The organism is Streptomyces thermovulgaris, assembly GCF_002155915.1.
In the GTDB taxonomy this organism is placed as follows: Bacteria; Actinomycetota; Actinomycetes; order Streptomycetales; family Streptomycetaceae; genus Streptomyces; species Streptomyces thermovulgaris.
This window is the reverse complement of the sequence record NZ_MUME01000012.1, coordinates 34,189-48,309: the sequence shown is the minus strand read 5'-3', so window position 1 is coordinate 48,309 and position 14,121 is coordinate 34,189. Positions and strand designations below refer to the sequence as shown.

General features: G+C 70.3%; 12 protein-coding genes and 1 pseudogene. 4 read left to right on the top strand and 9 right to left on the bottom strand.

Features of this window, described 5'->3' with window-relative positions; all coding sequences use genetic code 11:
* Nucleotides 1-748: hemerythrin domain-containing protein (locus tag CCN35_RS01500; RefSeq protein WP_143631349.1), on the top strand; the 748-nt coding region annotated here is incomplete at its 5' end.
* 722 nt (nt 749-1,470) lie between these two features.
* Nucleotides 1,471-2,131 (top strand): annotated as a pseudogene (locus CCN35_RS01495) (CBS domain-containing protein); the annotation flags it as partial.
* A gap of 203 nt (nt 2,132-2,334) precedes the next feature.
* Here CCN35_RS01495 and CCN35_RS01490 read toward each other — a convergent pair.
* Nucleotides 2,335-3,153 carry a universal stress protein gene (locus CCN35_RS01490; RefSeq protein WP_086791303.1) on the bottom strand — a complete coding sequence of 273 codons (819 nt, stop codon included), beginning with the start codon at nt 3,151-3,153 and terminating at the stop codon, nt 2,335-2,337.
* Between the two features lie 293 nt (nt 3,154-3,446).
* Nucleotides 3,447-4,259: a potassium channel family protein gene (locus CCN35_RS01485; RefSeq protein WP_245862976.1), complete on the bottom strand. Its 813-nt coding sequence runs from the start codon at nt 4,257-4,259 to the stop codon at nt 3,447-3,449.
* A gap of 371 nt (nt 4,260-4,630) precedes the next feature.
* Between CCN35_RS01485 and CCN35_RS29910 the strand changes: the two genes are divergently transcribed.
* On the top strand, nt 4,631-5,446 hold the full coding sequence (locus CCN35_RS29910; RefSeq protein ID WP_086791301.1) for a universal stress protein: 816 nt from the start codon (nt 4,631-4,633) through the stop codon (nt 5,444-5,446).
* A gap of 54 nt (nt 5,447-5,500) precedes the next feature.
* Here CCN35_RS29910 and CCN35_RS01475 read toward each other — a convergent pair whose 3' ends face one another.
* Complete coding sequence (locus tag CCN35_RS01475) at nt 5,501-5,959, bottom strand: ArsI/CadI family heavy metal resistance metalloenzyme (protein ID WP_067389657.1); 459 nt, start codon at nt 5,957-5,959, stop codon at nt 5,501-5,503.
* Between the two features lie 476 nt (nt 5,960-6,435).
* Here CCN35_RS01475 and CCN35_RS30145 point away from each other — a divergent pair, with 476 nt between their 5' ends.
* Nucleotides 6,436-7,032, top strand: coding sequence for an ArsR/SmtB family transcription factor (locus tag CCN35_RS30145; protein ID WP_425444272.1), 597 nt, complete (start codon nt 6,436-6,438; stop codon nt 7,030-7,032).
* Between the two features lie 26 nt (nt 7,033-7,058).
* Here the strand turns inward: CCN35_RS30145 and CCN35_RS01465 are convergent, their stop codons facing one another.
* The 6 genes from CCN35_RS01465 to aroA all read right to left on the bottom strand — a co-directional run bounded on the left by CCN35_RS01465 (nt 7,059) and on the right by aroA (nt 14,114).
* Nucleotides 7,059-7,748, bottom strand: coding sequence for an ATP-binding cassette domain-containing protein (locus tag CCN35_RS01465; protein ID WP_067389660.1), 690 nt, complete (start codon nt 7,746-7,748; stop codon nt 7,059-7,061).
* Nucleotides 7,736-9,547: a phosphate ABC transporter permease subunit PstC gene (pstC, locus tag CCN35_RS01460; protein ID WP_086791299.1), complete on the bottom strand. Its 1,812-nt coding sequence runs from the start codon at nt 9,545-9,547 to the stop codon at nt 7,736-7,738. Before pstC ends, CCN35_RS01465 begins: the two co-directional genes overlap by 13 nt.
* Nucleotides 9,548-9,550: 3 nt before the next feature.
* Complete coding sequence (locus CCN35_RS01455) at nt 9,551-10,372, bottom strand: phosphate ABC transporter substrate-binding protein (protein WP_281254781.1); 822 nt, start codon at nt 10,370-10,372, stop codon at nt 9,551-9,553.
* Between the two features lie 133 nt (nt 10,373-10,505).
* Nucleotides 10,506-10,736 (bottom strand): hypothetical protein, encoded by a 231-nt coding sequence (locus tag CCN35_RS01450; RefSeq protein ID WP_067389666.1) that lies wholly within the window; start codon nt 10,734-10,736, stop codon nt 10,506-10,508.
* A 523-nt stretch (nt 10,737-11,259) separates the two neighbouring features.
* Nucleotides 11,260-12,795: a 2,3-bisphosphoglycerate-independent phosphoglycerate mutase gene (gpmI, locus tag CCN35_RS01445; protein ID WP_086791297.1), complete on the bottom strand. Its 1,536-nt coding sequence runs from the start codon at nt 12,793-12,795 to the stop codon at nt 11,260-11,262.
* On the bottom strand, nt 12,792-14,114 hold the full coding sequence (gene aroA, locus CCN35_RS01440; RefSeq protein ID WP_067389672.1) for a 3-phosphoshikimate 1-carboxyvinyltransferase: 1,323 nt from the start codon (nt 14,112-14,114) through the stop codon (nt 12,792-12,794). The genes gpmI and aroA overlap by 4 nt, the downstream gene beginning before the upstream one ends.
* Between the last annotated feature and the right edge of the window lie 7 nt (nt 14,115-14,121).

Here is a 14,121-nt window from a genome sequence, read left to right as displayed (position 1 = left end):
CGCCGCCGACGTCGGCGTCGCCATGGGCGCCCACGGCTCCACCGCCTCCTCCGAGGCCGCCGACATCGTCCTGACCAGCGACCGCGTCGACCGCCTCGCCGACGCCGTGATCATCGCCCAGCGCGCCCGGCGCATCGCCGTCCAGAGCGCTCTCGGCGGCATGCTGATGTCGCTGGCCGCCATGGCCGCGGCCGCCGCCGGTCTCCTCCCGCCCGCCGTCGGCGCCCTGCTCCAGGAGGGCATCGACGTCGCCGTCATCGTCAACGCCCTGCGCGCCCTGCGCGTCGACCAGGCAGTACGGCCGGCCCTCACCCCCGACGCCGAAGCCCTCATCCACCGCTTCGCCGCCGAGCACGACGACCTCCAGGACGTCCTCGAATCCGTACGCGACGCCGCCGACCGCCTCTCCGACGGCCCCGGCCCCGAGGCCCTGGCGGCCGTCGAGGAGACCCACCGGCTGCTGACCGAACGGCTGCTGCCGCACGAGCACGCCGAGGAGCACGAGCTCTACCCCGCGCTCGCGCCGGTACTCGGCGGCCCCGAGGCGACCGCCACCATGAGCCGTGCCCACACCGAGATCGAACGCCTCTCCCGCCGTGTCGCCACCCATGTGCAACTGGCCCACGAGAGCGGAGGTCTCTCCCCCGACCAGCTCGACGACCTGCGCTCGTGCCTCTACGGCCTGAACACCGTGCTGCGCCTCCACTTCGCCCAGGAGGAGGAGAACTACTTCTCCCTCGCTCCGTGACGACGGCACGGGAAGGACTGCCGTACGCGGGGCTCCGGCCGGGACTTCGGGCCCCTTGTCCGACGCTCGTCGGCGCCCGCACTCCCCGCGCCGGGACCCGTCCGGCCGGCGGAGAGGCCGTCCCCTGCCGGCAGGCGGCAAGAGATGCCGGGCGGTCCGGGGGCGGGACCGAGGAGCCCTTGGGTCCCCCGCCCCGCAGGGCTCACCGTGAACACAGGGGCAGGCGCCGTTGGAACCTCGCAAGCGCAGGTGGACACCGTGATGCACCGGAACGGCGGCTGGCCTGGATCGCCTTCGTGCCCCTGCTGCGGATCGCGCTGATCGGCCTCGTCGTGCGGGCCGTGATCCGCCTGACGCGCGGCTCGTCCGGGGACCTCCCCGGTCGCGGCCACGGCCGGGAGGACCGCGAGCACCGGGAGCCCCGGAGCAGACCTCGACCGCCGCCACGCCTCAGGAAAGAGCGGCGCGGACACCTGCACCGAGGCGCGCGAACGGCTCGCCGCCCGCCGGCCGGAGCCACGGTGACCGCGCGGCCGGCCGTTCGCGTCCGGCCACGCCGGCCGCCGGGCTCCCGATGACGAGCCGGCCGCCGAGGCGGGTTCGCGCGGTCGCCGCCCTCTCCCCGGAATGGTGCTGTATCCGACCTGCCCCGCGGGCCGCACCGCCGCACAAAGCGACGGCCCCGTGCCGGCGAGACGGGTGTCCCGCCCCCGGGAGGCGCCATGCGCCACCGAACAGTCGGGGAGCTCATGTCCCGGGACGTCGTCCGGGCACGGCCCGACACACCGCTCAAGGAGATCGTCAGGCTGCTGGAGGAGAACGACGTCACCGCCGTGCCCGTGGTGGACGAGCTCGACCGTCCGGTGGGCGTGGTGCCCGAGGCCGATCTGCTGCGCAAGGGTGCCGACCGGACCGACCCGTCGGGCAGGATCCCCGTTCCTCGTCCCGAGGCGTGGGAGCGTGCCAGGGCCGAGGGGGCTCGGGCCGAGGAGCTGATGTCCGCTCCCGCGGTGCGCGCGGCCCGAGCGGACCGTGGCCGAGGCCGCCCGCCTCATGGAGACCCAGGAGGTCAAACGGCTGCCCGTGGTCGGCGAAGCCGATCGGCTCCTGGGCATCGTCAGCCGCGGTGATCTGCTGCGGATCTTCCTCCGCCGTGACGAGGCCGTTCGCGAGGAGATCACCGAGGATCTTCTGCATCGCACCCTGGGGCTCGATCCCCGGGACGTGACCGCGGAAGTGCGCGAGGGGCGGGTCACCCTCACGGGCACCGTGGAGCAGAGGAGTCCGGTCCCCGTCATCGAGCAGCTGTGCCGGGGCGTCGACGGCGTGGTCTCGGTCACCGCACGGATCGCCGTCCGGACGGACGATCCCCGAAACGCACCCACCGGGACACCCCGACTCCGTGCGGGTTCGCGAGGGCGGTCCGGCGAACCGGCGGATGCCGTGCCGAGGACGGCCATGTCCCGGAGGGCGTGTCCGGCCGGCCCCGCCACAGGACTGAAAGAGCCCTGCGGGACCGGCGGCCGGCCTGGAGGCCGACGACACTCCGTCTCCGCGCTCTGCGTCGTCTCCACGTCCTGCCGCGGTCACCTCCGGGGGACGACAGCGACGGGACACGGTGCGTGATGCAGCAGTGCGTGATTGATCAGGCCGAGCTGCAGGCCCGGGTGGTCAAGTCGTCGCCGGGCCCCCACGACCAGCAGATCCGCCGCCGACGCGGCCTCCAGCAGGGCCGGACGTGCCGGCTTCTCGACCAGCCGCCGGCTCACCTCGGCGTCACGGTACTTTTCCGCAGGGCGGCGCAGAGCGTCGTCGAGCACTTGGGCGGGCGGGCGCCGGTGGGCCTCCAGCTGCCACGACGAGGCCTGCGGTGTCGTACAGGCACCGGACGGTGGGCTCCAGGCGTGCAGCGCCACGAGCCGGCAGCGCCGCACATGGGCCTCGCGCAGTGCGAAGTCCACGGCTGTGCCGCTGCCCTCCCCGTCCTCGACCCCCACGACGACACATCCGAAACGGGTGTTGCGATGCTCCGGAGCACCCCGGACCACCACGACCGGGCAGCCGGCGCGTGCCGCCACGGCGAGGCCGACCGAGCCGAGGAGCATGCCGGGAAGACCTCCGAGTCCCCTGTTCCCCAGCACCAGTGCGAAGGCGTTGCGCCCATGGCCGACGAGGGCGCAGACCGCGTCCTCGTGCGACACCTCGCTGGACAGCCGCACCGCTGGTGCGCTCTTTCCGGCACGCTCCGAGGCAGCGCTGATCACGCCGGACGCTTCCGGCTCACCGGCCGCCGCGTGCAGAAGACGGAGCGGGACTCCGTGCCGGACCGCCTCGGCGGCGGCCCAGTCGACCGCCTCCAGGCTCGCCTCGGATCCGTCGACGCCCACCACGAGGGGAATCGTCACCGTGCCCGTCTCCTCTCCTGCTGCGTGCCACGGCTCCGACTCCTTCACGGGGCCGCATACGCCGTGGCGAGGGCCGGGAATCCCCGGGGCGGGAGTACTCGTCGCGCCGAGTACGCAGGCGGCGCCCGGCCCATCCGCGCAGCCGGACTCGTGCATTCCCCCTTCAGCTTCTTACGGGACGGAGGCCGCCGCCATGCAACCGGCCGTCACCGTGGGCCTCGACGGCCCGTCCGGCCGTGACCGTGCGCTCCGGGAGGCACTGATCAGGGGTTTCCGACCGGGCCGGGCCCGGCTCACCGGAAGACCGCGTGGATCTCCTGCTCGGTCGCCTCGTGCGACACGAGCAGAAGCCCGGCCCCGGGCAGCAGCCGCAGCCCGGGGCCGGGGACCGCGGGCCGGCCGCCGCGTACGACGGTGGCGGCCACGGTGCCGGCGGGCAGGGCGATCTCGCCGAGTGCGCGCCCCGCGGCCCGGGACCGTTCGGTGATCGCGGTCTCGACGACCTCGACGCCCGCCCTGCCCAGCCGCAGCAGCGCCACGGTGTCCGTGGCACCGGTGGCCTCCTCGATGAGGGAGAGCAGCGGGGTGGCCGCGGGCACGGCCACGTCCACGCCCCACCGCTGGTCGAAGAGCCAGGCGTTCTCCGCCTCGTTGACGCGCGCGGCCACTCGTTCCACCCCGAACCTCCGCTTGGCGAGCAGGCCGATGACGAGGTTGTCCTCGTCGCGGCCGGTGACGGCGACGACGAGGTCGCTGGCGAGGGCTCCCGCGCGCTCCGGCAGGTCCGGCCCGCAGGCGTCCCCGGCCAGGAGGCGCACATGCGCCGGGCGCACACGCGCCAGGTCCTTGGGCTCGGCCACACGGCCGTCGTCGCACCCGACGAGGGCGACGTCGGCGGAGACAGCCCCGGCCTTGGCGAGGCCGGTCGCCCGGTGCGGCTGCGTGAACCGGTCCCGGTCGCCGTCCCGGAATTCCTCCTCGGGCAGCAGATCGGCCTCGGAGACCGCCCCGCTCACCCGGCCGTCGCCCTCCGGCACCGTAAGGGCACCGACCTTCCACCGCACCCTGCGCTCGACGATGTCCTTGAACGGAGCCTTGCACCCCATCGTTACGACGGCGCGTGTCATCCCGTCGCCGGCTGGTGCGGGCTGCTGCGCATGCTCTCCGCCCCGGACTTCCCCGGCCGGGCCGAGCGCCTGTGCGGTCCGCCTCCTCCGCATGCCGAAGGCAGCCGCGGTGAGGTGAGGGGAGAGCGTCGCAAGTGTCCGTACTTCCCGTACCCCGGCCGCATCCACACGGCGGGAGCCGGTCGGGACCGTCGGCACCTCGGCGGGGGCCGGGAAGCCTCCCTGCATCACCGCGGTGGACGGCCTTGCCGGGCGAGGCGAGGACAACAGGACGAGGCGGGAAGGACATCCGCTTCTCGTGGATCCGGATTGCGCGGTGCGCGGCTGCCGGCCGCTTCTCCGCGTCTTCCATGGTCCTACCCGCTGACACCAGTGCACCACCGGAACCTCCGGTCCACCAGGGCCGGTCGGCCCCAATGCGGGGACGGGCCCGAGGAGGACAGAGACATGACAGCCGTTCTCCCCGGTTCCGCGGCCCGGCCTCACCCACGGCCCGGTCCTGCGCTGCTCACCAGCCCGAACTCTTCCTCCCCTCCCGGCTTCGAGGGACCCGTCCGCGGGAGAGGAAGACCGATCGGCCCGCAGCACTCGGTGCCTGGCCAAGGGGGCGGCCCGTGGGACGAGGGGGCTCCGCCAGGGCGGATCAGGACGTTCGGACCATCTTGGGGCCGTTCGGTCCCACCTGGCCGGGCCTGTCGGAGGATTGTGGGAGAGCCGGCGAGGCGCGGGTGACCGGGGTCTGTCCGCACTGCGGCAGGAGGTGGAGACCATGCCGCGCACCGTCACCGGTAGGCCTCGACGGCTCGTCCGAGAGCCAAGAGCCGGGCCGCTGCCGGATGGGCGCACGCGAGGCCAAGCCGTACGGGGTACCGCTGAAGTTCCTCCATGTCCGGCAGCTTCTGGCGCAGGTACCGTTCCCCGGTACGGAGACCAACCGGGATTGGATTAAGCAATTGTTCGGTGAATCTGCCGAAGGCCTGCGGCTGCGCCATGCCGGTGTCGGAGTGATCATCGAGCGTGTGCTCGGCCGTCCCGTCGAAGTGCTCTGCCAGGCAGCGAAGGACGCCGACTTACTGGTGCTGAGCTTCCGGGCCCTGGGTGATGTCGGCGGCTTCGCCTTGGGTTCCGTCGGCCTCTTTGCCGTGGCGCGCGGATGCAGTCGTTGATCGAAGTCGGCCGCATCCGCGCGCTGTCAGGCATTGAAACGAATCATCGGATGGTCAACAGCAGTTCGCTGCCGCAGGCTGCTGTTCGGGCACGGCGGTGTCATCCGGGGTGCAGCAGGAGCCGGTCGGCTGCTTGGCGAGGGTATCGGCGTCTGCCTTGACGACATACACCTCCCATGGCTCCTGGCCGGGACCGCGCACCCACACCTTGTCCTGGAGTGCGTAGCAGCAGGTGGTGTCGTTCTCCTCGGCGGTGGCCAGCCCGGCCTGAGCGAGCCGAGTAGCTGCCTCCTTCACTTCCTGGGTGGATGCCACCTCGATGCCGAGGTGGTCCAGGCGTGTGTCCTCGCCTGCTGTTCCTTCGATGAGAACGAGCTTGAGAGGGGGGTCGGCGATGGCGAAGTTGGCGTAGTCGTCGCGGAGCTTGGTCGGCTCGACGCCGAACAGTTTGCTGTAGAAGGTGATGGCTGCGCGTAGGTCGGGGACACGCAGAGCGAGCTGTATTCGGGACACGAGGCATTCCTCCTACTGGTTTCGGAAGGGACGGATCCTCGGGATCGAGGCGATCCCGAGACGGGCGCGGTCAGGCGTCACAGCAACTGCCTGTGGAGGCGGTGGGGCCGACGGAGGCGAGAGCGAGCTGGATCGGCTGCAGGGTTGGGACGGCGCAGCAGCCTTCCCGTCTCCGCCCCGGCGGTGCCGGGGTGTCGAACAGTCCGTGCCGTCGCATATGCGGGTTTCCGGCAGGGACGGTTCCATACGGTCGGCGGCGTCCATGTCGCCAGTGAGGGCGGCCGCTGCGGAGCGGACCTGCTCGTAGCCGGTCATGGCCAGAAAAGCGGGGGCGTGGCCGTGGCTCTTGATGCCGACCGGGCGGACAGCAAGCTTGGGGCAGCCGTGCTCCCCGCAGCGAGGACAAGCGTATGCGTGTCCCTTCGTGCACGACGGCGCCGGCGGCCGGACCGGTGGGGTCGTTGATGTTTGTCGATATGGATCAGCATGCCTCCTTGATTGATATCTGTCAATATAGAAGTTTGTCGAATCTTCTTCGCGGCGTTCGCGGCGGGGTGTGCGGCACTCTTGCCAGCTGGTTTGATAAGGGTCAATATAGAGGCATGTCTAATTTGACTCCACGCTCCGTGGCCGATGTCTCCACGCCCTTGCAGTGCTGCCCGCCGCTGGGGCAGGAGCCGTTGTCCGCTGCTGACGCCGAGAAGATCGCCGCCCTGTTCAAGGCGCTGTCCGACCCGGTCCGCCTGCGGTTGCTGATGCATCTGGCCGAACGTCGAAGTGCCGAGGTCGCCGTGCACGAGTTGGCCGATGTCGGGGTGTCGCAGGCGACGGTGAGCCACCACCTCAAGCGGCTGCGCTGCGCTGGTCTGATCGAGAGCCGGCGTGAGGGCCGCCTCGTCTACTGCCGCCTGAGTGAAGGGGTCCGCTCAGCGCTGGGGCAGATCCTGCATCGGCGCAGTCAGGTGGGTGTTCAACAGGCCGGAGCGCGCCGTGGGGGCAGACTCCAGCCCCGCACCATGGCGGCTGAGGCACTGCGGTGCAGGGCTGGAGGAACCGGGAGAACAGGGTATTGAGGGGTGTCCTCCCGGGCTTGTGGCGATCAGGAGACCGTGACGGTGGGGGAAGTTGCCGTGGGTTGGTCCAGACGGATGATCGTGTCGCACAGACGTTCCACCTGGGCCGGGTCGTGGGACACCAGAAGGACCGCGCGGCGTCCGTGCAGCGCTGCTATCGTTTTCTCGACTGTGTCCCGGCTCTGTTCGTCGAGTGCGCTGGTGGGCTCATCGAGGAGAAGCGCTGCCGGCTCCAGGGCCAGTGCACGCGCGAGACACAGCCGCTGCCGTTGTCCCACGGACAGGGTATGGGCCGGTGCATCGAGCCTGTCGGAGACCTCCTTCCACAACCCGGCCTCGTGCAGCGCTTGTTCCGCTCGCTCACGCAGAACCTTTCGAGGAGCCCGCAGGACGTGCCGCAGCCCGAAGAGCGCGTTGTCGAGGATGCTGCCGCCGAAAACCACGGGTGTCTGGGGTACGAGCACCACCTTGGCCCGCAGGTTGGCGTCTCCCTTGCCCGGTGCGATCGTCCGTCCCAGCACCTGCAGGTCACCGTCTCTGGTGAGCCCGTTCGGAAGCAGGTCCACCAGAGCACGCAGAACGGTGGACTTGCCGGCGCCCGACGGCCCGCACAGGCCGGTGGTGGACCCTGGTTCGAGGCTGAAGGAGACAGGACCGACCAGGGTCTTGTCACGGCTGTGCACACGGAGGTGGCGCACGGTGATTATGTTGTCCATCGCTCTCCTTCGAAGCGGTTGCGCAGCGCGACCGCCGCGCTGAGGAGGACCGCGGTGATGAGGACCAGGACCATGGCGCTTCCCCATGCCTGGGCGACCGCCTGGGGATCCCCCGAGTCCTGGGAGAGGGTGAAGATGTGGGTCGGCAGTGCCTGCACCGGAGACTCGACGATGCCGCTCGGCAGCGTGGGAGCCCCGAAGAAGACCGTGGCGGTGAACAGCAGCGGAGCGGTCTCGCCGGCCGCGCGGGCCAGACCGAGGAGCAGGCCGGTGACCGTGGCGGGCCAGGCGTAGGGTACGACGACCGACCGGATGAGCTGAGCACGGGTCAGACCCAGCGACAGCGCGCTTTCCTTCAATTCGGACGGCAGACTTCTGACCCGGGCGGCGGTGGACAGCGCGATCACAGGCACGACGACGGGGACGAGCACAATGGCTCCTGCCAACCAGGACCTGCCCCATCCCATGGCGGTGGACAGAATGACGAACCCGGCCAGTCCCAGCAGGATGGTCGGCACACCTCCGAGAACGACCGTCAGGGTCTGGAGCAGCCGTGCGGTGCGGGTGGACGCGTGGACACCGATCAGGATGCCGGCGCCGAAGCCGAGCGGCAGGGAGAGAAGGCCCGTCGTGACGACCAGCAGGAGTGTGCCGGCTATCTGGTCGCGCACACCTCCACCGGCCGCCCCTGTTGCCGAGGTGAACCAGAAGGACGGATGGAATGCATTGCTTCCTCGCGTCACCAGAAGAGCGAGCATACCCACGAGAAGGACGCTGGGCAGCAACAAGGCTCCCAGCCGCAGTGTCTTCGCGAGCTGATCTCGTTGCGCACGCATCCGGGGCGAGGCCCGGTACCGGGGGGTGCGCTTGGCCGTCGTGCTGTGCCTCTGACCTCGCGTGCCCCAGAACGTTGCCGCGGCCACCAGCGCCAGCAGAATGAAACCGAGTCCGCACAGAGCCGCGAAGTGAGGGCCGGAGGTGCCGGCCAGGACGGGTTCCGGCCCGGCCAGCTTCGTCGTCAGCGTCTGGCCAGGATGGACCAACGAGTCGAGGAAGCTGCCGAAGCTGGTGGGGAGCCGCCCGTCGGCTCTGCCCACGACCAGGAAGACTGCGATGGCCTCGCCGAGCGCTCGGGCCATGCCGAGCAGAACGGCTGCCCGCATGCCTGACCGTGCGAGCGGCAATACGGCTGAGCGGATGACTTCGCGACGGGTCAGACCGAGGGAGAAGGCGGCTTCCCGGTAGCGGTCGGGCACTGCGGCGAGCGCGTCCACACTGACGGCCACGATCGTTGGAGTGATCATGACGGCGAGGACGATGCCGGCGGCGACGAGACTGTCACCGCCCGGTACGTCGGCCAGCCGGGCGATGACAGGGCGGATGACGATGATGCCGATGAGACCGTAGACGATGGAGGGCACAGCGGCGAGCAATTCCACGCACAGGCGCAACGGCCGGGCCACGCGGGGCGGGAGATACTCCGACAGCGCGACAGCGGCTGCCCAGCCGACGGGTACGGCGAGGACGAGGGCGAGGACGCAGACGACGGCTGTGCCGTAGATCATCGCCAGGCCGCCGTAAACGGAACTGGCCGGGCTCCAAGCGGATTCGGTCAGCAGCGTCGGCCAGTCGACCTCGCCACTGCCGACTCCTGTACCGAGGTACCCGACAAGCACCAGGAGCAGGGCTGCCACGGAAGAGGCCCCGGCGTACAGCCAACCCCAGATCCACTTCGACGGATGGGGGCGTGTGTCCGGATCCGGCGTGATCGGTTGCCGGGTCAGTGTGCTGGTGCTCATCGGCTACTTCCCGATCTGCTCGAGAGTCAGGTAGCCGTGCTTGGTCATCAGCGCCTGGCCCTTGGGGGACAGGACGTAGTCGATGAACTTCTTGGCATTTCCTTTCGGCTCACCGTCGGTCAGGAAGTAAAGCGGCCTGGACATGGGGTACTTGCCGGAGGCGATGTTCTCGGCGGTCGGTGCGACGCCGTCCAGCGTTACCGCTTGCAGATCGTTGTGTCCTTCGATGAAGCTGGTGGACAGCGGTGCCACAGCGCCGGGGGTCGACTTCAGCTTGTTGCGGGTCTCGAGATTGCCGCCGACGATGGCGAAGTTGCCCGACTTGGGCGGCGGCGGAGGCTCCTCCTCCCCGTAGAGGTACTTGTCGAGCACCTCCCGCGTACCACGCCCGGGTTCCTTGTCGTACACGAAGACCTTGAGGTTCGGGCCGCCGAGCTCGGACCAGTTGGTGATCTTCCCCTCGAACAGGCGGCGTACTTGCGCCGCGGTGAGGTTCTTCACGCCGCCGTCGGCGACCTGCTTGGTGACGATGACACCGACGGCGTCCGCACCGATCTGAATGGGGTGGAAGTCCGTGCCGGGGTGGGCGGCCTTGTCCTCGTCGGCCAACGGCTTGGAGGTCATAGCGATGTTGATCTGGCCCGCTGCGAGCTGAGAGATGCCGCCGGCGGACCCGCCCTGGGTGGCCACGGTGATGTCGAGCCCCTCGGCCTTGAGTGCCTGGGCCGCATCCGCGGCCACGGGTGCTACCGTGGTCGACCCGCTGACCTGGAGAGCACCTGTTGCTCCGCCCTTCTTGTCCGCGCACGCCGTCGCGAGGGACATGACCATCAAAGCCGTTGAGGCAAGACACACGAGACGGCGCTTCTTGCTGAACACCACTGGGGGCCCTTCTTTCGTCGTGCGTGATCGCGGCATGTGTGATGAGGTGAGTGGGGTGTCCCTGAGTCCTGGAAGGTCACGGGGGCGACGACTGGAGGAATGTCCGCCAGGCGGTCGCGAAGTCCTGCAGTGTGCGGGACGGACCAGTGCGCGCCGTGCCGGAGCCGGCACCGGCGGACACCTGAGCGGCCGGTGCCGGCCCTCCGCGGAAGGCGCCGATACTGACGACAGCGGTGAGACGGGGAACGCCGTCGGGACGCCCGGCGGTGGCCAGGGTGAGCAGCACGACGCATACGAGTACTTCCATGGCAGATCCTTCGGGGTTGGCGGTGCCCTGAGGTGGACGCGAGACAGCAGTGCCCTGAGGGGCTGCCCGCGCAGGCTGCGGTGGATCTGACGCAGATGGGCGGCGGCTCTTCGACGCCGGTGTGCCGGAGTGAGGAACCGGGTTCAGTGGTCCGGGCTCCGGGATTTCCCTTGGCGGGGGAGCGGTGAACCGGACATGACCGGACGCCGCGAGAGGGGACGCACATCCCATCGGCGGTGTGACCGGTGTGCGGGGACCCGCTGATGAAGCATCAGGTGCTTCCAGCGGTTCGGGCAGCAGGCCATGGAGGGTGATGCGGGCCTCGTCTGCGGACGGGATGTACGGGCCCAGGGCTGTGCGAAGCAGTCGGCGGGCTCACACAGCCTGGCCTCGATGCCGGCGTCCAGCGGATGGACGGCGGCGTCCTCGGCGAGGGCCGTCACGAGGTGAGGCCTGGCCGGGCATCTGGTCGGGCAGGGTGTCCGGTGCCCTGCGGCCTGGACGGGAGGAAGGGCGAGCGGGCTCACAGCAGGGGCCTTCCTGTCATGGCGGATCCGGGCTTGTGCCCCAGAAGACGCAGGACGGTGGGAGCGACATCGGCGAGCGTGGCCTGTTCCGGCAGCGACGGCACCGGCTGGCTTTCCTGCGCGGGGACGATCACCAGGGGCACCGGGTTGGTGGTGTGCCCGCCGTAAGGGCGGGCGGTGCCGTCCGGGGCCCGCTTGGTCATCTTCTCGGCGTTGCCGTGGTCGCCGACGGCCAGCACCCACCGGCCGTTGTCGCGGGCCGCGTCGAGGATCCGTCCCACCGCGGCGTCGGTCGCTTCGCAGGCGGTGATGGTGGCGGCCAGATGACCGGTGTGCGCGACCACGTCGATGTTGGCCAGGTTGGCGACGACCAGATCGACGTCCGCGCGGCCGGCGGCCTGGAGGACGGCCGCGGTGACACGGTCGAGGTTCATCTGCGGACGCGCGATGTAGTCGGGTTTGCCCTCGCCCGTGATCCGTACGTGTTCCTCGACAGCGCGCACTGAGGTGTCACGGCCGTTGATGTAGTAGGTGACGTGCTCGAACTTCTCGGCCTCGGCGATGCGGACACTGCGCAGTCCGGCCGCGGCGAGTTCGTCGGCCAGGCCACCGGAGGCGTCCGCCCGCTCCACCAGAGCGGGTATGGCAGCGCGGGTGTCGTACTGGGCAAGGCTGAGCATGTCCACCGAGCGTCCGGTGGCTACCAGGTGTTCGTACAGACGGTCGGCGAACTGCTGGATGCGGTCGCTGCGGAAGTTGAACCACACCACCGCGTCACCGTCGGCGATGGCCGTGCTTCCGGCGGTGGTGAGCACGCTCGCGGGCACCCACTCGTCGCCGCGCCCGGAGGCGGCCACCGCCTGGTCGAGGCTGTCGGCGGGCATACCGCGGCCGTCGGCGACCAGGGCGACCGCCTGTTCGGTGAGGTCGAGGTTTCCCGCCTTGTCCATGGCGTAACCGCGGCCGATGAGGGTGGCGAGCCGTCCCGTTCCGGCGCGGTCGGCGAGCTCGGCCACCCGCGCCAGATAGGCCGGGGCGGTGTGGTCGGCCACGTCCCGCCCGTCGGTGATGGCATGGATGAACACCCGCTTCACCTGGTGGGTGGCCGCGGCGGTCAGCAGATCACCCAGGTGCTCGACATGGGCGTGGATCTGTCCGTCCGAGCACAGCCCGATCAGGTGCAGGGCGCGCCCTGCGGCAGCCGTCCTGTCCAGGACGGCGCTCAGCCGGGGGTGGGTGCGCAGCGTGCCGTTGTCGATGGCCCGCTGGACCAGCAGGCTGTCGTAGGGCAGGGGGCGTCCGGCACCGATGACCATGTGGCCGATCTCGGAGTTGCCGACCGTGCCCGCGAGCAGGCCGACCGCTTCGCCGGAGGCGTCGGCCAGCGTACTCGGGAACCGGGTGACGAGCTCGTCCAGGACCGGGGTGTGCGCCAGGGCCAGGGCGTTGTCGTCGGCCGCGGGAGCCCGGCCCCAGCCGTCGAGCACCAGCAGGATGCCCGGGCCGGTGGATGCCGTCTCGGATGCGCTCATACGGTGCTCTCCAGGGTGGGGTGGAGGGTGTCGAGGGTCTGCCAGAAGGTGGGGAAGGACTTGGCGACGCAACCGGGATCCTTGATGACCACGCCCTCGGTGCGCAGGCCGCCGATGGCGAAGGCCATGGCGATGCGGTGGTCGTCGTAGGTGTCGATGACCGCGCCGTGCGGGGTGCCGCCGGTGATGTACATGGCGTCGGCGTGTTCCTCCACCTCGATGCCCATCTTGCGCAGTTCGGTGGTGACGGCGGCGATGCGGTCGCACTCCTTCACCCGCAGGGAGGCGATGTTGGTGATGCGGGTGGTGCCCTCGGCGTAGGCGGCGACGATCGCCAGGGAGGGCACGACATCGGGCATGGCCTCCATGTCGATGTCGATGCCGCGCAGCGGCCCGCCGGTCAGGGTGACGGAGTCGTCGGTGACCTCGGTGCGGCAGCCCATCCGCTCCAGTGCCTCCACCAGGTGGACGTCGCCCTGGTGGGAGTCGGCACCGATGCCGGGGATGACGACCCGCGACTGGAGGATGGCGGCGGCAGCCAGGAAGTAGGACATGCCCGAGGCGTCCGGCTCCACGGTGACCCGGCCTCCGCGGGCCTGCTGTCCGGCCGGGACGGTGAAGCGCCGGTAGCCGTCGCGGTCGACGCGCACGCCCATCTCCTTCAGCGCGGCGAGGGTCATGTCCACGTACGGCTTGGAGATCAGCTCGTCACTGATGACGATCTCGGTGTCGGTCTGGGCGCGCAGCGCGTTGATGATGAGGCTGGAGGTGAACTGGCTGGAGACGGCGCCGCTGATGGAGGTGGAGCCGCCCTTGAAGGAGCCGCCGACCACGCGGATGGGCGGGCTGCCGTTGCCGCGCACCGCGGTGGCGTTCACACCGAGTGCGGGCAGCGCCTTGAGCAGGTCGCCCATGGGACGTTCCTGCATGCGGGCATTGCCGGTGATGACGGTGGTGCCCTCGGCGTGCCCGGCCATGGAGATCAGGAACCGCAACGGGGTGCCCGCGCCGCCGACGAAAATCTCCTCGTCCGGCGCACGCATCGGCTTGCCCGTGGGAGTGACCCGGATGCGGGCGGCCGACCAGTCGATGTCACAGGTGACGTGGCCGAACGCTTCGATGGCACGAGCGAGGTAGACGGTGTCATCGGACAGCAGCGCGTTGTCGATGACCGTTTCCTGCCCGGACAGGGAGGCGATGGCCAGGTAGCGGTTGGTGTAGCTCTTGGAGCCCAGGACGCGGACGGTTTCGTCGAAGCCGGGCAATGTCCTGACGGTGACGGACTCCGCCTCGAGACGAGGGTCGGATACGGCGGTCATGCGCTGC

Bases quoted from the DNA above. Each gene is read 5' to 3' on its own strand.
- CCN35_RS01485 (WP_245862976.1), bottom strand. From the start codon at position 4,259: ATGGGGTGCAAGGCTCCGTTCAAGGACATCGTCGAGCGCAGGGTGCGG.
- CCN35_RS29910 (WP_086791301.1), top strand. From the start codon at position 4,631: ATGGTCCTACCCGCTGACACCAGTGCACCACCGGAACCTCCGGTCCAC.
- CCN35_RS30145 (WP_425444272.1), top strand. From the start codon at position 6,436: ATGGATCAGCATGCCTCCTTGATTGATATCTGTCAATATAGAAGTTTG.
- CCN35_RS01465 (WP_067389660.1), bottom strand. From the start codon at position 7,748: ATGGACAACATAATCACCGTGCGCCACCTCCGTGTGCACAGCCGTGAC.
- pstC (WP_086791299.1), bottom strand. From the start codon at position 9,547: ATGAGCACCAGCACACTGACCCGGCAACCGATCACGCCGGATCCGGAC.
- CCN35_RS01455 (WP_281254781.1), bottom strand. From the start codon at position 10,372: ATGTCCCTCGCGACGGCGTGCGCGGACAAGAAGGGCGGAGCAACAGGT.
- CCN35_RS01450 (WP_067389666.1), bottom strand. From the start codon at position 10,736: ATGGAAGTACTCGTATGCGTCGTGCTGCTCACCCTGGCCACCGCCGGG.
- gpmI (WP_086791297.1), bottom strand. From the start codon at position 12,795: ATGAGCGCATCCGAGACGGCATCCACCGGCCCGGGCATCCTGCTGGTG.
- aroA (WP_067389672.1), bottom strand. From the start codon at position 14,114: ATGACCGCCGTATCCGACCCTCGTCTCGAGGCGGAGTCCGTCACCGTC.